This window comes from Pleomorphomonas sp. PLEO, assembly GCF_041320595.1.
Taxonomy (GTDB): domain Bacteria; phylum Pseudomonadota; class Alphaproteobacteria; order Rhizobiales; family Pleomorphomonadaceae; genus Pleomorphomonas.
The window spans coordinates 2,263,286-2,288,565 of the sequence record NZ_CP166625.1 but is presented as its reverse complement, the minus strand read 5'-3'; the positions used below and the strand labels follow the sequence as shown (position 1 = coordinate 2,288,565).

26 protein-coding genes are annotated in these 25,280 nt (G+C 63.0%); 10 read left to right on the top strand and 16 right to left on the bottom strand.

What is annotated here, in order from left to right; translation table 11 throughout:
- Positions 1-8: 8 nt before the first annotated feature.
- The 4 genes from AB6N07_RS10635 to AB6N07_RS10620 all read right to left on the bottom strand — a co-directional run bounded on the left by AB6N07_RS10635 (position 9) and on the right by AB6N07_RS10620 (position 4,469).
- The gene (locus AB6N07_RS10635) at positions 9-1,136 is read right to left on the bottom strand and encodes an ABC transporter ATP-binding protein (RefSeq protein WP_370677776.1); all 1,128 of its coding nucleotides are present in this window, start codon (positions 1,134-1,136) and stop codon (positions 9-11) included.
- A 19-nt stretch (positions 1,137-1,155) separates the two neighbouring features.
- Positions 1,156-1,995: a carbohydrate ABC transporter permease gene (locus tag AB6N07_RS10630; protein ID WP_370677775.1), complete on the bottom strand. Its 840-nt coding sequence runs from the start codon at positions 1,993-1,995 to the stop codon at positions 1,156-1,158.
- 2 nt (positions 1,996-1,997) lie between these two features.
- Complete coding sequence (locus tag AB6N07_RS10625; RefSeq protein WP_370677774.1) at positions 1,998-2,873, bottom strand: carbohydrate ABC transporter permease; 876 nt, start codon at positions 2,871-2,873, stop codon at positions 1,998-2,000.
- Positions 2,874-3,188: 315 nt separating this feature from the next.
- Positions 3,189-4,469, bottom strand: a complete 1,281-nt coding sequence (locus AB6N07_RS10620) for an extracellular solute-binding protein (RefSeq protein WP_370677773.1) — start codon at positions 4,467-4,469, stop codon at positions 3,189-3,191.
- A 318-nt stretch (positions 4,470-4,787) separates the two neighbouring features.
- Between AB6N07_RS10620 and AB6N07_RS10615 the strand changes: the two genes are divergently transcribed.
- Complete coding sequence (locus AB6N07_RS10615; protein WP_370677772.1) at positions 4,788-5,840, top strand: LacI family DNA-binding transcriptional regulator; 1,053 nt, start codon at positions 4,788-4,790, stop codon at positions 5,838-5,840.
- 125 nt (positions 5,841-5,965) lie between these two features.
- Here the strand turns inward: AB6N07_RS10615 and AB6N07_RS10610 are convergent, their stop codons facing one another.
- The 4 genes from AB6N07_RS10610 to AB6N07_RS10595 form a co-directional block, all read right to left on the bottom strand.
- Entirely contained in the window at positions 5,966-6,388 is a 423-nt protein-coding gene (locus AB6N07_RS10610) for an AAA family ATPase (RefSeq protein ID WP_370677771.1), read from the bottom strand.
- 89 nt (positions 6,389-6,477) lie between these two features.
- A complete protein-coding gene (locus AB6N07_RS10605) occupies positions 6,478-6,909 on the bottom strand; it encodes a PIN domain-containing protein (RefSeq protein WP_370677770.1) in 432 nt (143 codons plus the stop codon).
- Positions 6,909-7,148 carry a type II toxin-antitoxin system Phd/YefM family antitoxin gene (locus tag AB6N07_RS10600; RefSeq protein WP_370677769.1) on the bottom strand — a complete coding sequence of 80 codons (240 nt, stop codon included), beginning with the start codon at positions 7,146-7,148 and terminating at the stop codon, positions 6,909-6,911. The genes AB6N07_RS10605 and AB6N07_RS10600 overlap by 1 nt, the downstream gene beginning before the upstream one ends.
- 119 nt (positions 7,149-7,267) lie before the next feature.
- A complete protein-coding gene (locus AB6N07_RS10595; RefSeq protein WP_370677768.1) occupies positions 7,268-7,435 on the bottom strand; it encodes a hypothetical protein in 168 nt (55 codons plus the stop codon).
- Positions 7,436-7,457: 22 nt separating this feature from the next.
- On the opposite strand from AB6N07_RS10595, the gene AB6N07_RS10590 reads away from it, so the two are divergent.
- A complete protein-coding gene (locus AB6N07_RS10590) occupies positions 7,458-8,192 on the top strand; it encodes a class I SAM-dependent methyltransferase (protein ID WP_370677767.1) in 735 nt (244 codons plus the stop codon).
- 41 nt (positions 8,193-8,233) lie between these two features.
- Here AB6N07_RS10590 and pip read toward each other — a convergent pair whose 3' ends face one another.
- Entirely contained in the window at positions 8,234-9,187 is a 954-nt protein-coding gene (gene pip / locus AB6N07_RS10585) for a prolyl aminopeptidase (protein ID WP_370677766.1), read from the bottom strand.
- 167 nt (positions 9,188-9,354) lie between these two features.
- Here pip and AB6N07_RS10580 point away from each other — a divergent pair, with 167 nt between their 5' ends.
- Both AB6N07_RS10580 and AB6N07_RS10575 read left to right on the top strand, forming a co-directional pair.
- Positions 9,355-9,885 carry a YccF domain-containing protein gene (locus AB6N07_RS10580; RefSeq protein ID WP_370677765.1) on the top strand — a complete coding sequence of 177 codons (531 nt, stop codon included), beginning with the start codon at positions 9,355-9,357 and terminating at the stop codon, positions 9,883-9,885.
- Between the two features lie 508 nt (positions 9,886-10,393).
- Positions 10,394-11,485, top strand: a complete 1,092-nt coding sequence (locus AB6N07_RS10575; RefSeq protein WP_370677764.1) for a putative bifunctional diguanylate cyclase/phosphodiesterase — start codon at positions 10,394-10,396, stop codon at positions 11,483-11,485.
- A 47-nt stretch (positions 11,486-11,532) separates the two neighbouring features.
- On the opposite strand, the gene AB6N07_RS10570 is transcribed toward AB6N07_RS10575, so the two are convergent.
- A complete protein-coding gene (locus AB6N07_RS10570) occupies positions 11,533-12,486 on the bottom strand; it encodes an AEC family transporter (RefSeq protein ID WP_370677763.1) in 954 nt (317 codons plus the stop codon).
- A gap of 96 nt (positions 12,487-12,582) precedes the next feature.
- Between AB6N07_RS10570 and AB6N07_RS10565 the strand changes: the two genes are divergently transcribed.
- From AB6N07_RS10565 to AB6N07_RS10555, 3 genes are all read left to right on the top strand, one after another.
- The gene (locus AB6N07_RS10565) at positions 12,583-13,467 is read left to right on the top strand and encodes a LysR family transcriptional regulator (protein WP_370677762.1); all 885 of its coding nucleotides are present in this window, start codon (positions 12,583-12,585) and stop codon (positions 13,465-13,467) included.
- A 116-nt stretch (positions 13,468-13,583) separates the two neighbouring features.
- The gene (locus tag AB6N07_RS10560; protein ID WP_370677761.1) at positions 13,584-14,054 is read left to right on the top strand and encodes a YccF family protein; all 471 of its coding nucleotides are present in this window, start codon (positions 13,584-13,586) and stop codon (positions 14,052-14,054) included.
- Between the two features lie 363 nt (positions 14,055-14,417).
- Positions 14,418-14,918 (top strand): YccF family protein, encoded by a 501-nt coding sequence (locus AB6N07_RS10555; RefSeq protein ID WP_370677760.1) that lies wholly within the window; start codon positions 14,418-14,420, stop codon positions 14,916-14,918.
- On the opposite strand, the gene AB6N07_RS10550 is transcribed toward AB6N07_RS10555, so the two are convergent.
- Positions 14,913-15,548, bottom strand: coding sequence for a LysE family translocator (locus AB6N07_RS10550; RefSeq protein ID WP_370677759.1), 636 nt, complete (start codon positions 15,546-15,548; stop codon positions 14,913-14,915). The two genes, AB6N07_RS10555 and AB6N07_RS10550, sit on opposite strands and share 6 nt — an antisense overlap.
- Before the next feature lie 285 nt (positions 15,549-15,833).
- Here AB6N07_RS10550 and AB6N07_RS10545 point away from each other — a divergent pair, with 285 nt between their 5' ends.
- A complete protein-coding gene (locus AB6N07_RS10545; protein ID WP_370677758.1) occupies positions 15,834-16,571 on the top strand; it encodes an SDR family oxidoreductase in 738 nt (245 codons plus the stop codon).
- A 79-nt stretch (positions 16,572-16,650) separates the two neighbouring features.
- On the opposite strand, the gene AB6N07_RS10540 is transcribed toward AB6N07_RS10545, so the two are convergent.
- The 3 genes from AB6N07_RS10540 to AB6N07_RS10530 form a co-directional block, all read right to left on the bottom strand.
- On the bottom strand, positions 16,651-18,642 hold the full coding sequence (locus tag AB6N07_RS10540) for an HD domain-containing phosphohydrolase (protein WP_370677757.1): 1,992 nt from the start codon (positions 18,640-18,642) through the stop codon (positions 16,651-16,653).
- Between the two features lie 209 nt (positions 18,643-18,851).
- On the bottom strand, positions 18,852-18,977 hold the full coding sequence (locus tag AB6N07_RS10535; protein ID WP_370677756.1) for a hypothetical protein: 126 nt from the start codon (positions 18,975-18,977) through the stop codon (positions 18,852-18,854).
- Complete coding sequence (locus tag AB6N07_RS10530; protein WP_370677755.1) at positions 18,970-19,272, bottom strand: hypothetical protein; 303 nt, start codon at positions 19,270-19,272, stop codon at positions 18,970-18,972. The genes AB6N07_RS10535 and AB6N07_RS10530 overlap by 8 nt, the downstream gene beginning before the upstream one ends.
- Positions 19,273-19,817: 545 nt before the next feature.
- Here AB6N07_RS10530 and rpsU point away from each other — a divergent pair.
- The gene (gene rpsU, locus AB6N07_RS10525) at positions 19,818-20,093 is read left to right on the top strand and encodes a 30S ribosomal protein S21 (RefSeq protein WP_370677754.1); all 276 of its coding nucleotides are present in this window, start codon (positions 19,818-19,820) and stop codon (positions 20,091-20,093) included.
- 270 nt (positions 20,094-20,363) lie between these two features.
- Positions 20,364-20,573, top strand: coding sequence for a cold-shock protein (locus AB6N07_RS10520; protein WP_370677753.1), 210 nt, complete (start codon positions 20,364-20,366; stop codon positions 20,571-20,573).
- A 409-nt stretch (positions 20,574-20,982) separates the two neighbouring features.
- Here AB6N07_RS10520 and AB6N07_RS10515 read toward each other — a convergent pair whose 3' ends face one another.
- Together AB6N07_RS10515 and AB6N07_RS10510 are read right to left on the bottom strand one after the other, a co-directional pair.
- Positions 20,983-21,969, bottom strand: coding sequence for a diguanylate cyclase (locus AB6N07_RS10515; RefSeq protein WP_370677752.1), 987 nt, complete (start codon positions 21,967-21,969; stop codon positions 20,983-20,985).
- Complete coding sequence (locus AB6N07_RS10510; protein ID WP_370677751.1) at positions 21,966-25,163, bottom strand: response regulator; 3,198 nt, start codon at positions 25,161-25,163, stop codon at positions 21,966-21,968. The genes AB6N07_RS10515 and AB6N07_RS10510 overlap by 4 nt, the downstream gene beginning before the upstream one ends.
- Between the last annotated feature and the right edge of the window lie 117 nt (positions 25,164-25,280).

The window sequence follows — 25,280 nt, the reverse complement described above, 5'->3', positions numbered from 1 at the left end:
GGGAAGGATCAAAGGCTGGTGAGATGGGTGAGCGCGATGCCGTCGGCATCGAACAGGTGGCAGCAATCGATGGGCGCCAGATAGCTGGCGCTATCGCCCGCCTTGACGCCGCCATCGCCCGGCACCTTGGCGATCATCGGCGCCGGGGTGCCGCTGTCGAGGTAGACGAAGCTGTATTCGCCGAAATGCTCCACCGCCGACACCTTGCGCGTCAGCGTCTGAGCGGCCGGCGCCGGCACCGGGGCAAGATGTTCCGGCCGGACGCCAAGGGTGACCGGCGCGCCGGCGGCGAGCTTGGAGCCATCGACCGGCACCAGGATTTCCTCGCCGCCCTTAAGCGCCACGCGAGCGCCGCCCTGCTCCTGGGCAACGAAGGTCGCCGGCAGGAAGTTCATGGTCGGCGACCCCAGGAAGCCGGCGACGAACAGGTTGCGCGGCCGGTGATAAAGGTCGAGCGGCTTGCCGACCTGGGCGATCGAGCCGTGCTTCAGCATGTCTTTTCCGGCATGCAGCAGCACGATCTTGTCGGCCAGCGCCATGGCTTCCGTCTGGTCGTGCGTCACGTAGATCATCGACGCCGCCGGGAAGTTGCGGTGCAGCGTGGCAATTTCCGAGCGCATGTGGACGCGCAAGGCGGCGTCGAGGTTGGAAAGCGGCTCGTCGAACAGGAACACTTTGGGCTGGCGGACGATGGCCCGGCCGATGGCGACGCGTTGGCGCTGGCCGCCGGACAGCGCCTTGGGCATGCGCTGAAGAAGCGGTTCGATCTGCAGGATGCGTGCCGCCTCCTGGACGCGGCGCTCGATCTCGTCCTTGGGCGTCTTCGCCTGACGGAGGCCGAAGGCCATGTTCTCGTAGACGGTCATGTGCGGGTAGAGCGCGTAGTTCTGGAACACCATGGCGACCTGCCGGTCGGCCGGTTCCACCTTGTCGACCACCCGGTCGCCGATGCGGATCTGACCGGTGTAGGCCATCTCAAGGCCGGCCACCATGCGCAGCAGCGTCGACTTGCCACAGCCCGATGGTCCGAGAAAGACGCAGAACTCGCCTTCGTCGATCTTGAGATCGACGCCATTGATGACGGGGAAGTTGGCGCCGAAAGACTTGTTGACGCCGGAGAGAGTGATGCTGGTCATGAAAAGGATCTCCGAAGCCTCAGCCCTTGACGGAGCCGGCCATCATGCCCTTGACGATCTTCTCCTGCCCGAAGGCATAGGCGACGACGAGCGGCAGCGATGTGAGGGTGACGACGGCGAGGATCGCCGGGATGTTGGAGGAATACTGGCCCTGGAAGTCCCAGATGGCGAGCGGCAGCGTGCGGGTGCTGGTGGAAGAGGTCAGCACATAGGCGAAGATGAACTCGTTCCACAGCATGATCGCGTTGTAGATGGCGATCGTCGAAAGCCCCGGCCCCGACAGCGGGAAGAAGATCTTGAAGAAGATGGTGAAGGGACCGCAGCCGTCGAGCCGCGCCGCCTCTTCCAGCTCTTTGGGGATCTGCCGCATGAACTCGGTGAGGATGAACACCGAGATCGGCAGCGACGTCGCCACATAGGGGCCGACCAGCGCGAAGGGGCTGTCGTAAAGGCCCATGTCGCGCGTCATCAGGTAGATCGGCACCAGGGTGATGTGGATCGGCACGATCATGCCGGCGACGATCAGCCCGAACAGCGCCTCGTTGAAGCGGAAGCGGATGCGGGCGAAGGCATAGGCGGCCATGGCCGAGATGACGACGATCAGGATGACCGAGATCACCACCACCATCACCGAGTTCTTGAGGTAGGCGAGGAAGGGGCCGGCGAGCACATCGCGATAGTTGACGAAGTTCAAGCTTTCCGGCAGCGCCCAGACGGAGCTGGAATAGGACTCTTCCTGCGTCTTGAAGGTGGTCATCACCATGAACAGGAAGGGCACGGTGGTGACGGCCAGCCAGAACAGGCCAAGGACCGGGACGGCGACGCGGCCGGCGGCGCGGGTGACGGGGGACGATGCCATTGTCAGACCTCCGTCTCGTAGCGTTTGGAAAAGCGCAGCAGCACCGACGCGATGAGGATGACGACGATGAACATCCCCGAGGCCACCGTGCTGCCATAGCCGAGCTGGAACGAGGAAAAGACGTTGCGATACATGTAGGTGGCCATCAGTTCCGACGAGCCTTCCGGTCCGCCGCCGGTCATCACGTAGATCAGGTCGAAGTAGCGCAGCGCGCCGATGACCGAGAGCACCGCGGCGGTCCGCATGGTGCCCTTGAGGTGCGGCAGCTTCATCTTCCAGAAGATGGTCGCCTCCGTGGCACCGTCGAGCTTGGCGGCTTCCGAGATCTCGGCCGGGAAGGAGGCGAGACCGGCCATGAACAGCACCATGTAGAAGGGGATGTACTGCCAGCAGACCACAGCGATCACCGCGCCGAGCGAAAACCGCGTATCGCCGAGCCAGTCCTGGGCCAGGGCGCCGAGGCCGACATAGTCGAGCAGCGCGTTGAGCGGGCCGAAGTTGACGTCGTAGAAGTATTTGAACAGCACGCCCAAGGCGACCGACGACATCAGAAGCGGCAGGAAATACAGGATCTTGAGGATACGCGAGCCCTTGCCGGCATTGTCCAGCACCACCGCCAGCACCACGGCGATCGGCATCTGAATCACCACCGAGAACACGGCGAGCAGGATGTTGTTCCAGGCGGCTTCCCAGAACAGCGTATCGGTGGCGAGCTTCTTCCAGTTGTCGAGCCCGACGAACTTGGCATTGGCGCCGAGGCCGTTCCAGTCGAGCAACGACAGGCGGAAGGTTTCGACCAGCGGATAGAGCAGATAGACGGCCAGCATCAAAATGGCCGGGGCCAGGAAGATGGCCGGGGCCAGTTTTCTTAAAGACAAAGCCGTCCCTCCCGCTCCGCCGCCAGCGGAACGCGTCGATATATCGGTCACGGGAAATCTCCGGTCCTCAGCGCCTGAACAGAAACTCTACTGGGGCGGGCATCCTGGGCATCCGCTTGGCTCGAAAAGTCTGCAACTTTTCGGGCGGATGCCTGAACTTCGAGTTCTGCGCTTCCGGTGCTCACGAACCCCAAGTTCGCTCCGCTCCAGGTCTCGAATTCATCGCCATCTGCCTCACCCCAGCGAGTTTCAGATCAGGCGCTCAGCTCAAGCGCCCCGCCGGCTAATGTCGGCGGGGCTGTTCGCGGGAGGAGGTTACTTCAGCTCCGCCTTGGCGGCAGCCTCGAACTCTTCGGCAACCTGTTCCGGCGTCTTGGAGAGGCCGAACAGCGCCTGAGAGGTGTCCTTATGCAGCTCGCCCAGCTTCGGCGTCAGCTCCTGGTCCCACCACAGCTGCACGCTCGGCGCCTTGGCGGCCAGCGAGTAGACTTCGGTGAGGAAGGCGTTGTCGGTCTTGACGTTCTTGAGCGGCATGACGCGATTGTCGGCGATGCGGCCGGCAGCGGCCGTGTCGTCGGTCAGCGTCTTGATCAGCTCGACAGCCTTCTCCGGCTCCGGGCAAGCCTTGGACACGGAGATGTAGTTGTCGCCGAGCGTGCCGAGCAGCGCGTTCGGGTCGCCCTTGCCACCGGGCACCGACGGGAACTGGAAGAAGCCGAGCTTCTTGGCAAAATCCGGGTTCTCGTTGCCGATGGTCGAGGCTTCCCAGGTGCCCATCAGCTCCATGGCCGCCTTGTCGGTGTACAGCAGACGACGCGAGCCACCGACGTCATAGTCGAGGCCGTTGTAGCCCTTCTGGAAGGCGCCGGCCTTGACCAGCTCCTGCAGACGCTTGCCGGCTTCCACGAACACCGGATCGGCGAACGAACCGCCGTCCTTGCGCTGCGACGCCTTGGCGAAGGCCTCGGGACCGCCGATGCGGTCGACGAGGTAGCCGTAGAACATCGAGCCCGTCCACTTGTTCTTGTTGGCGAGCGCGAAGGGGGCGATGTCGTGTTTCTTGAACACCTCGATGACGTTGAGCAGCTCGTCCCAGGTCTTGGGCGGCGTCACGTTGTACTTGGCGAACAGTTCCTTGTTGTAGAACACCACGGCGATGGCGGTATTCTCGGCCGGCAGGGCGTAGATCTTGCCGTCGATGGTGGAGGCGCCGAAGCTCGCCGGCAGGAAGCGGTCCTTGAAGGCCGGATCCTTGTCGAGATAGGGCGTGAGATCGACCACCTGGTCGGACTTCACATACTCGCGCAGCGGCCCGCCGCCCCAGGAGCTGAACACGCACGGCGGCTCGTTGGCGCCAAAGGCGATCTTGATCTTGGTCTTGTAGGCATCGTTGAGGATATGGGTATCCTCAACCTTGTAGCCGGGATTGGCCTTCTCGAAGCGGTCGGCCGCGTCGCGGATGACCTTGACGGCACCGGCCGTCGTCTGAAGATCCCACTCGGTGATGGTCTTGTCGGCCGCGTGCGCCGCAAACGGCACGGCTGCGACCATGGCGACGCCGCAAGCGAGCGCCGAGAGTTTGGAAACGAAATTCATAGACACCTTCTCCTCCCAAGGATCACGTTGAGCCAGATGGTCGCATCGGATCCCCCGAAAACCGGAATCCACTTTTCAGCCGATGCTCTCAACGGGTGACAGCCGGACGTTAGCGCTAACGTTACGCGACGTCAACACGACCTGTTGGCTGTTGACGGTGCCGTCCCCAAGGCTCTTGCTAGGGCTGTGCATCTCGTCGCGTACTACCAGCAGCAGGCAGTTTTCCGCGCCTTTTCAAGGCACGATGGCCGCCAGCGCAGTTGACAGTCCGTGGGGCATCGGACAAACAGTTTGTAGCCCTGGAAACCATTCGACCAAATGATGAAGCGACAGTACCCCACGTTAGCCGAGGTCGCCAAGGTTGCCGGTGTCTCCCTGATGACGGCCTCGCGGGCGATCAACAACCGCCCCGGCGTCTCGCCCGAAAAGCGCGAGGACATCCTGCGCATCGCCGACGAGATGGGCTACGTCGCCAACCGCGCCGCCCAGAAGCTGACGGGCGCCCGCACGCGCATCATCGGCGTGGTGGCCGAGCTGCACACGCCGTTCACCTCCGACCTGTTGCTCGGCATGGGCGCGGTAGCGCGCGCCGCCGACTATGAAATGCTGGTCTATTCGCTGCCGGTCTGCGACCGCCGGCCGCCGGGCTCCATCATCGATATGCTGCGCCAGATCGCCGATGGCGTCATCGTCATCCTGCCCTATGAGTCCGACTATCTGGAATCGATGACCACCGCCCACATTCCCGTGGTGACCATCGAACAGGGCGTCGAGTCGGCCTTCCCTTCGGTCACCGCCGACAACTACCAGGGCGGCTGTTCGGCGCTCCGGCACCTCATCGAGCTCGGCCATCGCCGCATCGCCTTCATCTCCGGCAACGACCGCCTGACCTCGGCGCGCGATCGCCGCCGCGCCTATCGCGACGTGCTCGCCCAGGCTCGCCTGCCCCACGACCCGGACCTCGAAGTGGACGGCGACTTCCTGCGCAAGAGCGGTTTTGAGGCAGCGCAAAAGCTGCTGGCGCTGACCGACCGGCCCACCGCCATCTTCGCCGCCAACGACGCCTCCGCCTACGGCGCCATCGCCGCCATCCGCGAGGCCGGCCTCAGCGTGCCCGGCGACATCTCCGTCATCGGCTTCGACGACATCCCCATCGCCGCGCAGCTCCACCCCCAGCTCACCACCATCCGCCAGCCGCTCCAACAGATGGCCCGCGCCTCGGTGAACCTGCTCCTAGCCCTCATCGCCGGCCTCGAAGCCCCGTCCGAACAGATCGTGCTGCCGACGCAGCTGATCGTCAGGGAGTCGACGATGGCCCTGAAGGCGAAGAAGAGGAGGGAGGAAGGGGAGAAGGTGGGCGTGGGGAGGTAGGGTATTCGAGGCAGAGCCGCATTTCGATCAGGTTGATCAAACCTGATCTTCGGATACTCAGGTATCCGATGAAGATATTATCTCAACACGAGGCTCATCATCGGCGAGTGGCTCAAAGCGGGCTTTCAGCACTCGAAAGGTGTTTGGGCAATGAATAGGCTGCGACCTAGTGCGCGGTTCCGTTCGTCGATACGCTGCCACGCAACATCATCTGTACAGTTCAAATGACAAAGCATAGGCTCACCACCATGGCGAGCCACAAGTGCACGGATACTGTCTCGTTCTGCTCGGGACCATAACCCAAAATCCAAGACAACATTAACACCAAGATCGAGGCAGCGTGTCCATGTCTTTTGCATCACCGTGGATATACGCCGAGCGTATTCCTGGAAAAGCTCCTCGGGAGGATCATCGCCGAAGAGCTCATTCATCCATTCATCGTGCGTAAAGCGAACAGCATCGTGCTCGCTCTCCAACTTTTTCGCGAGTGTTGTCTTTCCTGTCCCCATGAAACCGTGGAGCAGAAAGGCCTTCGGTTTGGCGGTCATTCCCGTACTGTCTTCCAAACGTCTACTTGCGTCACTGGTAGGTCAAACGCCGGCAGGCAGCCCCGTCAGGCGCCAGACCGCGGCTCACACTACTCCGGCAGCTCCAGAAACGGGTCGATGAGCTTCACCGGAAACACCAAAAAATGCTTCGTGTTTCGCGTGAGCACGATCAAATTGTTTGCCGCCGCCGTGGCGGCAATGGCGGTATCGGGAAATCCCGGTGCCTGCCCCGCCGCCCTCGCCATATCCATGAATTCCCCTGCTTTACGGGCCTCCCGAAGCCCGAATGGCAGAATTCGAGAGCCGTAAAGATGCTCCACCCCGTTCCACCATGCGGAAAGCCCGCTAGCCTTGCTGGTGGAACCTAGCCGCCGGAGCTTGGCAATTCCCGCCGCGACTTCGGCCGCTGTTATGGCGGACAGGTAAAGCTCCGACGAGTGGCGGTCGAGCCACTCGACGAGGGCTGGGCGCGGAATCGGAACGGAGAGATCCGACAGTACATTGGTGTCGACGAGATACATCAGGCGCCGAAATCCCGCATGGGCGTGTCGTCGCGCTCCAGATCCCCGGAGACAAGGCCTGAGGACGCCAGAAGCAGGCCGAACGAGGGCACATTCGACAGCCGCTCATAATCGGCAAATGACAGGAGAACAGCCTCTTTGCGGCCATGCCGGGTGATGATCGCCGGCTCCCCCGCGACGGCCTGGTCGACGACGGCCGACAAGCTCGCTTTCGCGTCTTTCAACTGAATTTCGCGCATCTTGAAACCTCATATGACCATAGTAGTTATTATATGGTGACGGGAGAAGGCAATCAAGAGTCGCCTTCGTTTTGTCGTCTGCGCCCCAGGCACCCGCTTGACTTCGCCTCCGGCCTCTCTCAGAAATTGAGCATGGTCGAACAGGACACCCACATTGTCTCCCGGTTGGCCGGCATCCCCATGGCGGGCTGCCGGGACGTCGACCACGCAAGCTGAACCAGTGGATCGCCAACCCTGGCCTCGCCCTCGCGGACGAGGTTTTTGGCGTTGGGCACGTGCCTCGTCACACCTTTTTCCAAGGAGATGAAAATGGCACAGAATATCTACGACAATCCCGAGTTCTTTTCCGGCTACACCCAGTATCCCCGGCAGGTGATCGGCCTGGAAGGCGCCACCGAGTGGCCGCTGGTCCGCGCCATGCTGCCGCCGCTGGCCGGCAAACGCGTCGCCGATCTCGGCTGCGGCTTCGGCTGGGCTTCGCGCTGGATGCGCGAGCAAGGTGCAGTGTCGGTGCTTGGCTTCGACATTTCGGAGAAGATGCTCGCCCGCGCCCGCCTGGACACCGCCGATCCGGCTATCGACTATCGCGTGGCCGATCTCGAAACGCTGGAGTTGCCTAAGGCGGCGTTCGATCTGGTCTACAGTTCGCTGGCGTTCCACTACGTCAGGGACCTCAGGCGCCTGGTGCGCACCATTCATGATGCGCTGGCGGCGGGTGGCGACCTGGTGTTCACCACCGAGCATCCGATCTACATGGCGCCGGCCCACCCCCGCTGGATAACGGACGAAGACGGCCGCAAGACCTGGCCCGTCAACAGCTATTCGATCGAGGGCGAGCGCCACACCGAGTGGTTCGTGAAGGACGTGCTCAAGTACCACCGGACCATGGCAACCACGCTCAACACCCTGATCGAAGAAGGCTTTACGCTCCGCCGGATCGAGGAGTTCGGCCCGACGCCCGAACAGGTGCGTGAGGCGCCTGATCTGTCCGAGGAGGAGGTGGAACGCCCGATGATGCTCCTGATCTCGGTCCACAAGGCCTGATCCACTGGCATGGGGTCGCCCGCGTCCACATGGGCGGCTCCTCAAGCAAACCCATCCAGCGCCAATCGCATCTCACCATAGCACTGCGGGCCGCCGTGCCCCTCGGACTCCACGATCACTAGACAGCTGGCCGACCAGCGGCGGTGCAGTTCCCAGGCCGTGATCACCGGTGAGCTGATGTCGCGGCGGCCGTGGATCAGAACGGCCGGGATGTGTTCGATCGACGGCAGGCGGTTCAGGATTTCCGCGCCATTCCTGAGGAAGCCGTCGTTGGCCCAGTAGTGGGTCACCAGGGTCGCGAAGACCAATCCTCGCTCCTCGTCGAACCGCTGATCGGTCGGTACCCAATTGGGATCGAGGGAAATGTGGGTGGCTTCCCAGTCGTTCCAGGCATGGGCCGCCCGCAGGCGATCCTCCATGTCGGGCGACGCCAGGCGGCGCGCATAGGCGTCCACCACCCGCTCGCCGGGGCGACGGCCGGAAGCACGCTCGAACCGCTGCCACGCCTCCGGAAAGAACCGGCCGACGCCCTCGGTGATCCAGTCGACCTCAGCTCGGCTGGTGGTGGTCACCGCCGCAAGCACCAGTTCGGTCACCTTGTCCGGATGCGCCTCGGCATAGGCGAGCGACAGCGTCGCGCCCCAGGAAACACCGGCAACCAGCCAGACGGCGATACCAAGATGGCACCGCACCGCTTCGATATCTTCGATCAAAGCTTGCGTCGTATGGCTGGCGAGATCGCTGACCGCCTCGCTGGCCAGCGGGCGGCTGCGCCCGCACCCTCTCTGTTCGATGCCGACGACGCGATATTTCTGTGGATCGAAACGGCGGCGATACTCGCCCCGGCCAAGGCCGCTGCCCGGCCCGCCGTGCAGATAGAGCGCGGGCTTTCCGACGGGATTGCCGGATACTTCCCAATAGATGGAATTGTCATCGGAAACCGGCAAAAGCCCGGTTTCGTAAGGTTCGATCGGGGGATATAGAGTGTCGCTCATCGCAACAGCTTCAGACGGCGATGGCAGCGGCGTCAACCGGCGTCGCCAAGCCGCAACCGCAAACTCCGCCGATCGAGGATTAGCACCCTAGAGTTTTCACTCTATTGCCGGAAACGTTCAGAACGTATTTTACGCGGCGGACGCGTGGTGTCTGTGTGGGGGCGTGCGTGCATTTCGCCGGCTGTTTGCTTTGGTGTGCGTTGGGTGGGGGCTGGACGGCACTGTTCTGGCTGATCGGCGCCGCTGTCTTCTCGCTGACCACCTTTGGCCGGCCGCTGGCACGGGCAGCCATCGAGATGGCTGGGCTCAGCCTCTCTCCCTTCGGCAGGGATGCCGTGCACATCCGCGATCTCGGCGGGCAGGATCCGGTGCCCACAACAGCCATCGCAAGCGTACTCGGCTTCTTCCTCAATCCCTTGTGGATGCTGACCTTCGGGCTTCCGCTGTGCGCCGCCTATCTCGTCATCGGCATTTTCTGCTACCTGACGGTGCGTGGCCGCTCTCTGGGCCTTCAATGCTTCAGGATGGCCTACCTGTCGCTCTGGCCGGTCGGCCGGCGCGTCATCAGCACCGACCTCGCCACCGTCCCTTGCCAGCAGGCGGCGGTGGAGCGCTTCGCCCGCGTCCAACTGCGCAAGGCGAGCCAGAACGAACGGACCGACCGGCCGACAAGCGCGCCGTCGACCAGCGCGAGATAGGCCGAACCGGCCTGCAAAGTGGCGCATTGCCGCTCACAAACGACCAGCGGGTTGAGCGGCACGCAGATACGCGCGACGTGAGGGGCGTCAGTTCCGCGCCCGTTAGCCATAATCCAATTCTGATATTGGCCTTGATGGACACGGTTCGAGCGCAAAGCTATACGCAGCCCAGCCGAGCACGTAGGTGTAACAACCTACCTTCCCACTGATCTTCGAGTGCTCAGCACACCCAGCAACGAAACCAAGTCATCCTAGCGAACCAAACATGCCCTCCAGCCCGAATAGATTAAATGCGAGTTCGAAATGGAGAGTTCGAGCTGTATTTAATATCGGCGCGCTGTCTACGGCATTTCTTGGCACAACCTGGGGGATATACTACTTCGCGATAGGCAAAACATACCTCGCTTTCATTCACCTCGCCCTACCTTTCGTCGTCGCCGCGCAGCTTCTCATATTCAAGACTAGAGATCTGTATTTGGAGGGGAAATTCATATCGGGCACCCTCCCCGTGTTCGCGGCGGTCTTGTGCCTGTTCGACACGCCATTTGCAGGAACGTCGAGGTCGGTCCACGTCTATTTCATCCCGCTCGCCGTAGGGATATTTTTCATCTCGCAAGATCGCGGCATGGTTCGGAGATGTCTGATCCCGATTCTTTGCATCGCCGCGTACATCCTCTTCGGATCGACGGACATCGGGATCACCGACCCGAACATATTGCCGCCCCCTGAGCTCAGACTCTATGGCGTGTGGGCCAATCATATCGCGGCCATGGCGTGTCTGGTCGGCATGTTCGCCGTGATGCAAATCGACCTGACCAGCCGAAAAGCGCTCGAAAGGGATCTTCACCGTGCCCTGGCGCAGGGCGCATTCTTCCTTCAGTACCAGCCACAGGTGGAACAATCGGGCCACGTCGTCGGAGTGGAAGCTCTGCTGCGCTGGACGCACCCGACGCGCGGCGCCATTTCGCCGGACGATTTCATCCCGCTTGCCGAAGAAACTGGGCTGATCTTCCCCATCAGCGATTGGGTTCTGCGCGAGGCCTGTGCCCAGCAGGCCAGATGGGCAGAGGATCCACTCACCCAGCATTTGACCGTCTCGATCAACATCAGCTGCGAACAGTTTCGCCGAGCCGACTTCGTTCAGAGTATAGAGACCACGATCCGCGCCAGCGCCGCCGATCCGAAAAAGCTCAAGCTGGAGCTGACCGAAAGCATATTTGTGGATGATGCCGACCAGGCTGCCGCCAAGATGACCGAGCTGCTTCATCTCGGATTCAGCTGGGCGCTCGATGATTTTGGAACCGGCTTTTCTTCGCTGTCGGTATTGAAGAAGCTGCCGCTCGACCAGCTCAAGATCGACAAATCCTTCGTCCGCGACATTTCGCACAGCGCCAAGGGGCAGGCGATCGTCAAGGCCATCATTTCCCTCAGCGCCGAGTTGGGCATCACGACCATCGCCGAGGGCACGGAAACCAGGGAACAGATCGACTGGCTGCAAGCCAACGGCTGCACCGTCTACCAGGGCTTCTACTTCAGCCCTTCCCTCAATGCCCAAAACATACGCCAGTTCATCACCGAGGCCCGCCGGGCGATAGCCTGAGTGCAGGCGCAACCGTCAGGCATCTGATGAGGGGGAGCCAGCCAACCTCACCCCACCGCCGGACCACCGGCCACCGCCAGATAGGCCGAGATCGTCACCACCGACAGCAACGTCGAGGCAAGCACCACCCGCCCCGTGAGCCCCGCTTCCCGGCGGTAGAACTCCGCCAGCATGAACGGGCCGGTGCCGGTCGGCAGCGCGGCGAGCAGCACCACGGTGTGCGCGGCGAGCGTCGGCAGTTGCAGCAGCGGCACGGCGATCAGCCAGGTGATGGCCGGTTGGGCCACCAGCTTCAGCCCCACCAGCACGCCGGTGGTGGACAGCCGCTCGCCGAACTTGCCGGTCTTGGTGCCGGCCAGGAACAGGCCCAGCGCGATCAGCGCGCAGGGCGAGGCCGCCCCGCCCAGGAGCTTGGTGAAGGCGTGGACCGGCGCCGGCAGCGGGAAGCCGGACAGCATCACCAGCGCCCCCAGCGCCGGGGCGACCAGCAGTGGGTTCTTCGCCAGCGAGATCAGCGTCTTATAGGCGATGTCGCGCTTGCGGGTTTCCGATTGCAGCCCGCCCTCGACTAAGATGATGGCGAAGGCGAACAGGATGCACACCGTCAGGATGGTGGCAATCAGCGTCGCGCCCATGCCGGCATCGCCCACCAGCGATAGCACCAGCGGAAAGCCGATGAAGCCGGTGTTGGCATAGCTGGCGTTGAGCGCGTCGATGGCGGCGTCCGACAGGGGACGTCCTCCCGCCATGCGCCACCACAGCGTCACCCCGAAGATCACCGCGCAGCCCGCTATGAAGGCGGCGATGAAGCCCGGCTGCCAGATGTCCGAGAGCTTGGCATTGGCCATGATGTCGAACAAGAGCGCCGGCAGCGCGAGGTAGACGACGAGCCGATTGACCTCCCGCGTCGCATGCCCGCCCAGCGCGCCGGTTTTGCGGGCGATCCAGCCGGCGAGGATCAGGGCGAAGATCGGCAGAACGATGAGCAGGTTATTCAGCATGGCTAGGACTTTCGGTGAGGGCGAGGTTGTCTAGCTCACCAGATCGATATAATCCAATGTCACTTTGATGCTTGATTAATACCTTTGAGGTATCGAATGGATACCCGCCACATGCGCCTGTTCGTGGCCCTCGCCGAGACGCTGCATTTCGGACAGGCGGCGGCGCGCATGAACATGAGCCAGCCGCCGTTCAGCCGGCAGATTTCATCGATCGAGAAGACGCTGGGCGTCCGGCTGTTCGACCGCAATTCCCGCAACGTCAGCCTGACGCTGGCCGGCCGGCACTTTCTCACCGATTGCCGCCGTATCCTCGCCGACTTCGACACCGCCTGCCGCGACGTGCAACTGGTCGCCGATGGCGTGAAGGGCGAATTGCGGCTCGGCTTCATGATGCACGCCGCCCACAGCATCATTCCCGCCCTGGTGCGGCGCTATTCCGAAGCCAAGCCGGACATCCACCTGATCCTGGAAGAGAGCATCCCGACCGACATCGACGCCATGCTGATCGAGGGCAAGCTCGACATCGCCGTTACCTTCGGCAGCCCCTACGCGCCGCACCTCAGAACGCAGCTTCTGGCGCGCGATCGGCTCTGCCTGATCGTGCCGGCGGACCATCCCCTGGCCGCCGCCGATATCGTCGGTCCTCGCGACCTCCAGGGTGAAAAGCTGATCGCCGCCCCCGCCTCGGTGGTGCCGGTGCTGCGCGCGGCGATCGGCATCTATTGCGCCGCCGGCGGCGTGGTGCCGCATTTTGCCTTCGAGCCCCGGCTGCAACACACCATCATCCGGCTGGTCGAAGAAGGGCTCGGCGTGGCGCTGATCCCCCAGTCGCTCTGCACCGGCCTGGGACCCGCCGTGATCGCCAAGGCATTGGTCGATACTCCCGAATTCGATGTCGTGCTGTGTGCGCCGACCACCTCGAAAAACCCGGCCGTTGCGCCGTTTTTCGAGCTGGTGAAATCGTGGGGCGCAACCGGGTGACGTCCCTACCCGCGCGCAAGCCCCTCGCCGCCGCCCTTCTCCGCGCTTGCCGTCTCCCCTCGCGATCCCCACCTACCGCCTGACGGGATGTCCCGCCCTCACCCCAGGGGTCAGTCATGCGCTTTGCCGGCAACGTCATCTGGTTCGTCTTCGGGGGTGCCTATACCGCCCTGTTGTGGTTGCTTGGCGCGGCGGTGTTCGCGCTGTCGATCGTCGGCTTGCCGCTGACGCGAGCCGCCATCGAAATGGCCAAGCTCAGCGCCTTCCCCTTCGGCAAGGATGTGGTCCACGTCCGCGAACTGGACGGCAAGGGGCTTACGCCGACCACCGCCGTCACCGGCACCATCGGCTTCGTGTTCAACGTCCTGTGGCTGCTCACCTTCGGGCTGGCGCTCTGCCTCTCCTACCTGGTGCTCGGGGTGATCTATTGCATCACCATCATCGGCATTCCCTTCGGCATCCAGTGCTTCAAGCTGGCCGGCATTTCGCTGTGGCCGGTTGGCCGGCGCGTCGTCAGCGTGGAACTGGCGGACGCCGCCCGACGGCATGCGGCGGAGGGGAGCTACGCTCGGCATCGGACTGGCTGATCCTCAACCAGCGTTTGACCCAGCCTATTTCCGGAAATAACACCCCCTGCCCTTGAATTTTCGCTTTCGTCACCCATTTGTAATAATGTGAGCTTACAAGCTCCACTAACGCTTCTGATCTTTGACCACGGATGTACTGGCACTGGTTGTTGAGGCGTTGGAGAGAAAGCCGGGTTTGTCCCGGCTTTTTTGCTATCTGGCCCGCCCCGTTCGGAACGAACGCCCGTCGGCCGGCCCCTATCCTTTCCCGCGTCATGACCGAGGCCGCACAACCGGCACCACCCGCGCGTTTCCCCCGTATTGCCAGACAACCAGGACCACCTATGCTCCCGGCGAGAAAACTTGGGTTTTCAGCGGGGGCGCATGCGGTTTGCCGGGAATGCCATCTGGTTTGTTTTCGGCGGCGCTTTCACGGCGCTTGTTTGGCTGATCGGCGCGGCGCTGTTTGCCGTGTCCATCGTCGGCTTGCCACTAACGCGGGCGGCCATCGAAATGGCCAAGCTCAGCGCCTTCCCCTTCGGCAAGGATGTCGTCCATATCCGCGAGCTGGATGGCAAAGGCGTCACGGCGACGACGGCCGTCACCGGCACCATCGGCTTCGTGTTCAATGTCCTGTGGCTTGTGACCTTCGGTCTGGCGCTCTGCCTCTCCTATCTGGTGCTGGGGGTGATCTACTGCGTCACCATCATAGGCATCCCCTTCGGCATCCAGTGCTTCAAGCTAGCCGGCATTTCGCTGTGGCCGATCGGCCGGCGCGTCGTCAGCACCGAATTGGCAACCGTTGCCCGGCAGCAGGCAGCGGTGGAAAGGTTCGCCCGCCATCGCGGCCGAAAGCTCGAGCGCGACAATCGGCAGAGCCTATAATTCGCTCCAGCCGCGCAGCAGCGTAATGGCGGCGATCGCCACCAGCAGCAGGCCTGCCACCCGCCCGACCCAGATCGTCAGGGCGGGATTGGTAATCAGGCCGTCGCGGCCGCGCGCTGCCATCAAGGCCAGCCCGCCATAGACGACGAACTGCACGGCGACCGTCATCACCCCCATTACCAAGGCCTGCGGTACCAGTGGGCCATAGACCGGCGTCATGAACTGCGGGTAGACCGCCAGAATGAACAGCCAGGCCTTGGGATTGAGAAGGCAGGTGACGATGCCCTGCGCGAACACTGCCCGCGAAGAGCGGAGGGCGCCGGCGTCGACCGTGTCGATGACGATGGAACTGCGCGCCAGACTCACGCCGATCCAAGCCATATAGGCCGATCCGATCATCAGCATCGGGCCGTAAATCGCCGGTATCAGCTTGCTGAGGCCCGCCACCGCCACGGTGCCGAACACGGTGTGGCAGGCACCGCCGACCATCAGGCCAAAGGTGGCCGCCAGTCCGGCCCGCCGCCCCCTGGTCAGGGCGTTGGCCAGAACGAACATCATGTCCATGCCCGGCACCACGATGATGCCGGTGAGCAGCAGGAAGAACAGCCAGAGATTTTCCATATAGGTCATGTCAGTTGCCCGCCGCCGCGATTGTCGAGCGGTTGGAAGACCGCCGACTTTTCAATTCCTTGCAGCCGGCCGTATAAATGCTCAGCTGACAGGGATGTGTCAGTGGTCGTGGAATATCCACGTGACTGGCGGTGTGCCGAAAGGCGCGCGTCCTCATACCCCCCTCTTGCCCGAGCACCGCCACGCTCCTCTTTGCCGAGCAATTGTCGGCAAAGACCTGAGCGACACCCTACATAGGGGACGGCCGGGCTGTTGGGTCCGGCAACCGCGATACGGAGCAATCCAATGCAGAATATTGAAAACAAGGTCGTCGTCATCACCGGCGCCAGCAGTGGCCTCGGCGAAGCAACGGCGCGGGAATTGGCCCGCGATGGTGCCAAACTCATCCTCGGCGCCCGTCGGCTCGATCGCCTCGAAAAGCTCGCCAAAGAACTCGGCCTCGATGCCAAGGCCGTGGTGAAGACCGACGTTACCAAGGCCGCTGACGTCAAGGCGCTGGTGGATCGCGCCGTCGAACTGCATGGCCGCGTCGATGTCATCGTCAACAACGCCGGCGTCATGCCCCAGGCGCCGCTCGAACGGCTGCGGATCGACGAGTGGGACCAGATGATCGACGTCAACATCAAGGGCGTGCTCTACGGCATCGCCGCCGTGCTGCCGCACATGACCAAGCAGAAAAGCGGCCACATCATCAATGTGTCGTCGGTGGCCGGTCACAAGGTGATCCCCGGCGGCGTCGTCTATTGCGCCACCAAGCACGCCGTGCGGGCGATTTCCGAAGGCCTCCGGCAGGAAGTAAAACCCCACAACATCCGGACGACCATCATCTCTCCCGGCGCCGTCGACACCGAGCTGCCGAACAGCATCGGCGAGGCCGACGTCGCCGCCGGCGTCAAGCAGTTCTACGAGAAGTTGGCAATCCCCGCCGACTCCTTCGCCCGCTGCGTCGTCTTCGCCATGAGCCAGCCCGACGACGTCGACATCAACGAGATCCTGTTCCGGCCCACCGCGCAGGAGCTGTAAGCTCCGCCTCGCACCGCCGACGCCTTCGCCGACTGGCAGGCTTCCTCACCCAGTCGGCGAAAGCTCCATCTTTCGCCGACTAAACCACAGTCTCATTGGCGTGTGTTGGCGATGTTCCGACCACGGCAACGACATCTTTCCAGGCAGCCAGAAAAGCTGCGACGCAGTCTGGGTCGAAGTGCTTGCCGGCGTTGGTTTCGATGAGCGCGCGAGCGTCTTCAAGTGTCCAGGCGGATTTGTAGGGACGCACCGACGTCAAGGCATCGAAGACATCGGCGACGGCGGCGATACGCCCGCCCAGTGGGATGTCCTTGCCACTGAGACGATGCGGATAGCCCTCGCCGTCCCAGCGTTCATGGTGGCTCAAGGCTATTTCCGCTGCGATCTGGATCAGCTTCGACTTGGAATCCTTGAGGATTTCCCACCCCAGAACCGTGTGTTTTTCCATGATCCGGCGCTCTTGCGCCGTGAAGGCACCGGGCTTGAACAGAACCTCGTCCGGAACGCCGACTTTGCCGATGTCATGCATCGGCGCGGCGAGCTCCATCAGCAGACACTCCTCTTCCGACAGACCGAGCGCCTTGGCGATGAACCCGCTGATGCGCGCCATTCTGGAGATGTGATCGCCGGTCTCGCTATCGCGTCGCTCGGTGGCGCGCGCCAGTCGCCAGATGATTTCCCGCTCGCGATCGGCGAGGTCGAATGTCTTTTGCTCGACCTCGGCATCCAGTTGCTCGGCCAGGGTGGAAAGCCGCTTCTCGGCTTCCCGCAGACGCTCGGCCTCGGCAAGGCCTTGGCGCAGGATCTCCGAGGCGGCGGCGATTTCGCCCACTTCGTCGCGACGATCGGTGCCATCGATCCGCCCCACGGTTTCGCCGGACGCGATCCGTCGCAGCACGCCGGCCAGCGAGACGATCGGCGCGGCGATGGTCTGGCCGACGAGGATCATACCGATCGTCGCCGCCGCCGCGATGGAGATCGACGCGACGATCTGCCAGAAAAGCCCCGCCTTGGCGCGCTCGCTCAGGGCATTGGACAGATTGAGCGCCTCGGCCATCACCACCTGGCGCGGGATGGCGATGATGATCGACCAATGCGCGCCCGTACGCCCGATCTCGATCGGCGCGAACACATGCATCTGGTCGGAATTGTCCTCCTGAATCGCTGCTTCCTGGCCGCCGGCCACGATCTTGATATCGCTCTGCCAGTTGCCATCGATCTTGGACAGCGATTCACCGATGGCCGTTGGATCGAGGCTGGACGCCACGATCAGGCCCTTGTCGGTGACGATGGTCACCTCGCCCTTGCCGGAATAGGCCTTGGCCTTGGCGCTCTCGACCAGGTGCTGGAAGAAGGCCAGGTCGAAGTCGGTACCGGCGACGCCAGCGAACTTGCCGCCAATGATGATCGGCACGGAGATGGTGGCGAGAAAAACCGGTCGGCCTTGTACGATGTAGGGCAGCGGCGCCTCAAGGCTCTCTCGCCCGGTTTCGTGGGGGCCAATGAACCAGCCGCCCTTCATCACGCCGTTGGTATGGAAATCCTTGTTGTCGTAGTCGACGAGCGGCTGAAGCGCGATGTGGCCGGCGCTATCGCGGGTCAGATAGGGAAGCGCCCGCCCGGTGTCATCGGCGCCAACCGCCCTGTCGCCTTTGAACGCGCTGTCACGGCCGTCCAGGGCATTGGGCATCCAAGCGCTGTAGGTCCCGTTGAGCCTGGGGGTGTCGCGCAGAACCCGCTCGAGAAAGCCATTCAGCTGAGCCCGGCGCGCCTCGATCGGCGCCCCACCCTTATCCGGCGCCACCATCGTTGTCTCAAACGCCTTGGCCATGTTGCGCGCCGCGTCCCAAGCCACATTGAGCTCGGCGCTGACGACGCTCGCCTGCTGGCCGGCCAGACGCATGATCGACTCACGTCCGGTTTGATCGAGGAGTTCGCTCACTCGGTTCGAAACGAAGTCGGCGGTCCGCATTTCCAATTGCGTGTTGACGGCGATAATCGCCGTCGTCGCACCGATAATGCACAAGCCCGCAAGGCCCGCGATACGCACCCGAAGGGAGTAGATATTCATGAAGCGGACCCTTGCGGTGGCAGCCGAAAGCTCCCCTTGAGAGGTGCGACAGAGCACTCAGCTGTGACGTGCCGGAGTCTTGTCTAGCATGTTAGCATTGACAAACAGTGCGTTGCGCCAAAGCCCTCTCGGCATCTTTGGGATATGCAAGCGCCGGCCGGATGATTTCCATCCAGCCGGCGCGTTCCGCGTTCAATAAGGCAGGCCGATCAGCCCTTCTTGCCGGCCGGGGCCTTGGTCGGGCTAGCAAAGGGGTTTACCGGCGCGGCGACGGCGGCCTTGACCTGTTTGGGCTTCTTGGCTTCGCGATTACCGCGCTTTTGCTCTTTAGCCACGACCGAATGTCCTCTTGATCAGCATGGCCCTGGTGCCACCGGTCGACGACGCGGTCGCCCGCTCCAGGCTGTCCTGCGGCGCGACCCGCTCGTGGCGCTCTTCTTCGTTGCGGATGCGATATTGCGGCTGGCCATCGGCCGTCGGCAGCGTCGCCGTGATGCGATAGACGCCGGACAGGGAGGCATATTGGAAACTGGGCTTCAAGTGCACCGATTCGCCGATCCTGAAGACATGGGTCGAGGCGTCACTTCCCCTCTGAGGGCTCGAATGGCGGCGCGCGTCTAAAGTCGTCATGATGACTGCCTCCCTTGGGAATATGGCCGGACAGGCCGCGGATGGGCGAAGGGTTTGTTTGCGAAGATCGCCACGGATCTTTCGCCGGCGCGGCAAGCCTCGCCGTAAAGGCTCTCGCCCTTGCCGGTACACCTTGCGGGCGACCAACATATACGTGTTCTTGTTGACTTTCGCAGTCCGATGGGGAGGAAATACTTGCACCTCCAGTTCACTGCGTAAATTTTGCTATCGTCGACCCGAGAAAAAAAAGTTGCCATAGGGCAACGAAAAGCCAAATCTCGGTAAATCAACAGCTTTTATATATGCTCCCCGGCTAAAATAAAGACAAGGCAAGAAGCTGATTTATTTTCAAGGGGTGGTATTTTGACGTGAAACATCATAAAAGGCACGAGTGACGCTGAACAGGGGGCGCTATTTGGGAACCCTCTGTCTGTTCTCGAAACGCTTCTGGTTCGCCTCGCGACCTGCCGGCGCTTGGAAACGGAACCAGTCGATCGCCACCACAGGCCGGTGGCGTCTTGCTCTCCCAATGGATCGGAAAATCAGTGCAGGTTCTCGTTCGAGACAATAACGTCGATCAGGCTCTTCGCGTTCTTAAGAAAAAGATGCAGCGGGAAGGCATTTTCCGTGAGTTGAAGCAGCACCGCGCCTATGAAAAGCCGTCGGAAAAGCGCAAGCGCGAAGCCGCCGACGCCGTCCGGCGCTCTCGCAAGCTCGCCCGCAAGAAAGCCCAGCGCGACGGCCTGCTGCCGATGCCGAAGCCGAAAGAGCGTCCGGCGCGGCCGCGTCCAGTCTCGCTGTCTCTGACGGCGACGGAATAAGTCTTGGAGTTTTGCCCCCCTGAGCAACCCCGAAAACTTCGTTGAATTTGTCGGCGAATTGAAGGGGTCAGCTCAGCGGTCGGGCAATATTTCCAAGCGATCCTTGTAAAATAGCCCCAACCGGTATATCTATTATCGGGTCGATCTTGTTGACGAACGTTGTTTTAGCGCCGACCGGCACTTACGATCTTCCTTATCAATTTCGAGAACTACGGCGCACGGCACATTGCCGGGCGGCGAAAATCTATCTCAATTGAAAGGAATATCATCATGGCTAACGGAACCGTCAAATTCTTCAACACCGTCAAGGGTTTTGGCTTCATCGAGATCGGCAATGGCCAGCCTGATGTGTTCGTTCACATCTCCGCCGTCGAGCGCTCTGGCATGACCACGCTCTCCGATGGCCAGAAGGTCACCTTCGACATCGTGCAGGACAGCCGGACCGGTCGCAACGCGGCCGAGAACCTCAGCGCTGCCTGAGCTGCTTTCGAGCGGCAGGGAAAGACTTCCCAGGCAAACAACGGGGGCGAACACATTCGCCCCTTGAATTTCCGAGAATGTCACCCATCTGTAACAACGTGAGTTTAACACTCATCTGACGCTTCTGATCTTTGACCACGGATGTACTGGCACTGATCATCGAGGCGTTGGAGAAAAGGCCGGGTTCACCCGGCCTTTTTGCTATTCTGAGCCGCCCCGCATGGCGGCAGCGGCCTCACAGGCTCTAGTGGAGCGAATTTGACATTTGAGTCCCGCCTGACATGAAGCTCGCGGTCAAATGTCAAATTCAAAAGCTCCACTAGAAACAATAACTTGCTAGTGGTTCTTATGACTCCGACATTTGCTCCGAGGCCGATATCAGGCGGATGCAAATGTCGGAGTCGAACCACTAGATGCCCGCCCCAGGTGAGTTTCCGGGCAGGCTCTCAGAATGCGGCTCCCTCGAAGCCTCATCGCGGCTGACGGTCGACGTTCGGTCGATGCCACGCCAGCTGACGCGGTCGCGCCCGGCGTCCTTCGCCCGGTAGAGTTCGTGGTCGGCGGCGGCCAGGAGAACGTCGAGACGCTCCAGGCGCCCCTTGGTGGCGCCGCCGATGCTGATGGTCACGCCCGACCCGGCCTCGCCGTCGTTTTCGCCGAGCAGCGCGGCAATCGCCCGCCGCACTTCGTCGGCGACCCGCCAGGCCTCGTCGGCAACTGTATCCGGCATCAACAGCGCGAACTCCTCGCCGCCATAGCGGGCGACGAAATCGTCCGGCCGGCACACGGCAACCAGCGCGCTCGCCACGTCGCGCAGCATGCGGTCGCCGCCGGCATGGCCGACGCGATCGTTGAATTGCTTGAAAAAGTCGATATCGCACAGCGCCAGCGACAGCGGCTTGCCGTCCCGCCCGGCGCGTTCGAACTCTTCGGCGAAGCGCTCGTCGAAATAGCGGCGGTTGGGAATCTCGGTCAGGCCGTCGACATTGGCCAGCGTTTCCAAGAGGCGCTGCTGGCGGGCAAGCCTCAGGTGCACGTTGACGCGCGCCTTGACCACCTGGATGTTGAACGGCTTGGCGATATAGTCGGAGGCGCCCACCGTCAGGCCATGCGCCTCGTCTTCCGGTGTGTCGAGGCCGGTGATGAAGATCACGGCGATAGCCGCCGTGCGCGAGTCGGCGCGCAGGCGCCGCAGCACCTCGTAGCCATCCATCTCCGGCATCACCACGTCGAGCAGGATGACGTCCGGCTGGTGCTGCCCGGCCCGTTCGAGCGCCTGTTCGCCGCTCTTGGCCAGGATGACCGTATGCTCGGCCCGGAACAGATCTCCGAGCACCTGACGATTGACCGCCGCGTCGTCGACGATCAGGATTTTCTGCGGGTTTTTCCAGTTCACGGCTTGTCTCCGGCGACCAGCGTCGCAGTCGCTCCGGCCTCAATGTCCATGCCAAGGCTCGCTGCCAGGGCCTCTAGCAAGATCAATGCCTTGTCATATTCGACTTCGCCGATCTCGATGCGAACGGCTTCCATGCGGTCCGCATGCGCGGTGCCGCTCAGCATGGCCGACAGTTCGGCGGCGGCCTCTTCGGCCAGGCTGTCGTCGGCCCTCAGAAGGGCGGCCAGCCGCTGGAAGCGCCGCGCCAGCTTGGCAAGATCGACGGCGGCGGGATCGGCTGTGCGCGGCTCGGCATCGAAGCCGGCAAGCCCCTCCAGCAGGTTCGCCAGCGTCGTCGTCAGATCGGGGATCAGGGCGAGCGCTTCATCGACGGCGCCTCGCCTGAGGCCCTGCTCCACTTCCTTGGCGAGCCAGGCCATCTTGCCGGCGCCGAGATAGGCGCTCGCCGACTTGAGGCCGTGCGCCAACAGGCGGATGCGGTCGAGATCGCCCGCCGCGTTGGCCTCGCGCAGCGCCTCGACGGTATTGACGAAGTCGCGCCGATAGTTGTGCACCAGCTTGACCAGCAGGGCGGGATTGTAGTTGGTGCGGCGGAGCGCCGTCTGCCAGTCGACATCGGCGATCATCGGCAGTCCGCCAACCGGCAGCGCCGGAGCGGCGGGTTCGGCAGCCGCCTTCGCCGGCGCGGTGCCATCGGCCGGCTTTTCGACGCCCTCGACGTCGATCCAGTGCACCAGGGTCCGCAGCAAATGGGCCTGATCGATCGGCTTGGTCAGGTGGTCGTTCATACCGGCGGCAAGGCTCGCCTCGCGGTCGCCGGCCATGGCGTGGGCCGTCATGGCGATGATCGGCAGCTTCTGGAACTCCGGCTGCTCGCGAATACGCCGCGTCGCCGTCAGGCCGTCCATCACCGGCATCTGCACGTCCATCAGCACGAGGTCGTAATGTTGGGCGCGGACGGCGTCGATCGCCTCCTGGCCGTCTCCGGCGAGATCGACGGTCACCGGCGCCTCGGCCAGAAACTCGATGGCCACCTCGCGATTGAGGGCATTGTCCTCGACCAGCAGCACGCGGGCGCCAGCCAAAGCCGACAGGTCGGGGAAATCGTCGACGAAGCCGGCGATGCGCTCCAATCCATCGCCGTCCCGCTCGGGACGCAGGATCTTCAACAGACCATTGAACAGCAGCGCCGGGTTGACCGGCTTGGACAGAAAGCCGTCGATGGCGACGCCACTTGCCTGCCGGGTCATGTCCTCGCGGCCATAGGCGGATACCATCAAAATGGCCGGCGTCGCCGAGATCCGGGCATCGCTGCGGATGTGGCGGGTGGTCTCGATGCCGTCCCAGCCGGGCATGCGCCAATCCATCAGCACCAGCTCGATGGAATTGCCCGATTCCGACGCCTCCACCAGGGTTTCCAGTGCCCGGAGGCCGGAGGTTGCCGTGAAAACGTCGAGCCCGAAGCCGCGCAGCGTCTCCGACAGCACCTCGACGGCGACGTCGTTGTCGTCGACCACCAGAACGCGGCGGCCGTTGAGCGACACTTGGTCGGCCCGGTGGACGACGACCTCGTCGTCGGCGACCTCGAAACGGGCGGTGAAGCTGAAACGGCTGCCAACGCCGAGCGTGCTTTCGACGCGGATCGCCCCGCCCATCAGCTCGACCAGTTCCTTGGAGATCGCCAGGCCCAGGCCGGTACCGCCATATTTGCGCGTCACCGAGCTGTCGGCCTGCGAGAACGACTTGAACAGGCGCGCCTGCTGCTCGGCGGTCATGCCGATGCCGGTATCCTCGACAGCGAAGATCAGCTCGACACGGCCGGCGTCCTGGGTCTCGACATGGCTCTCGAAGATATCGACGCTGATGACGATCGTGCCGCGATCGGTGAACTTGGCGGCGTTGCCGGTCAGGTTGAGCAGCACCTGCCCGAGGCGCAGCGGGTCGCCGATCAGGTTGGGCAGGTCAGGCGCGACGCGGAACACCACCTCGACGCCCTTGGCTTCCGTCTTGAAGGCGATCAGGCTGGCGAGATTGTCGAGAATGTCGCTGAGGCGGAACGGCACGTGTTCCAGCGTCATCCGCCCGGCCTCGATCTTGGAGAAATCGAGGACATCGTTGACGATGCCCAACAGGTTCTCGGCGGCCGAGAAGATCTTGGTGAGATAGCCGTGCTGGCGGGGGCTGAGTTCGGTCTTGAGGGCGAGCCGGGTCATGCCGATGACGGCGTTCATCGGCGTCCGGATCTCGTGGCTCATGTTGGCGAGGAAGGTCGCCTTGGCGCGCGCCGCGTCCTCGGCAACTTCCTTGGCGGCGGCGATCGCCTGCTCGGCCCGCTTCTGTTCGGTAAGATCGACGTTGACGCCGATATCACGTGCCAACCGGCCTTCGGATGTCAGAATGATTTGGCCGACCGAGGAAATCCAGCGGATATCGCCATCCGGCAGAAGAACGCGATAGGTGACGCTGTAATCGGTGCGCTTGGCCTCGATCGCCCGCCTCACGGCCTCGGCCGCCGCTTGCCGATCCTCGGGATGAACGTGGGGCAGCCAGACATCGTCGCCCTGACCAAAGCCGCCCGGCGGCAGGCCGAACAGCCGCTCGGTCTGCGGCGACCGGTAGAAGACGTCGGAAAGATAATCCTTGTCGTAGATGCCGATGCCGCCGGCATTCTGCGCCAACTCGAGGCGCGCATTGGCAAGGCGGATCTCGGTCTCGATGTGCTTGCGCTCGGTGATGTCGAAGGCGGTCCACACCGTGCCCTTGGAGGGATCGCCTCGGTCGAGCGCCTCGCCATGATCGGCGACCCAGATCGGCGTGCCATCCTTGCGCACCAGCCTGGCGTCGCCGACGAACAGCCCCTCGGCAATCTGCCGGTAGTCGTCGCCGCCGGCTTCATGGGCGGCGTCGCTGTCGTAGAGGATGCGCGTCGACTGGCCGACCGGCTCGCCAGGGCCATACCCGAACAACCGTTCGAAGCCGCGATTGCAGGCGACGATGGTCCGGTCCTTGACCAGGCAGATGCTGACCTGGGCGCGGTCGAGCATGGCCAGCGCCTCGCCGACCGTCCGCTGGGCAGCTTCACCGTCCCGCCTGAGCCGGCGGACCGAACCCAGCAAATACGCGGCCGCGGCGCCGCCGCCGACAGCCACCCCCAGCCCGGCTCCCATGACGAAGGCTGCCAAGTCGATGGTCATCCGCCGCCTCTTCCTTCACGTGGAGCATCCGCCCGGGGATCGCGAAGGCGAAGGGCAAAGACGCTTGAACACCGCCACTTGGAGCGGCAAGTCCGTCTGGACGGATCGCTTGCGCTC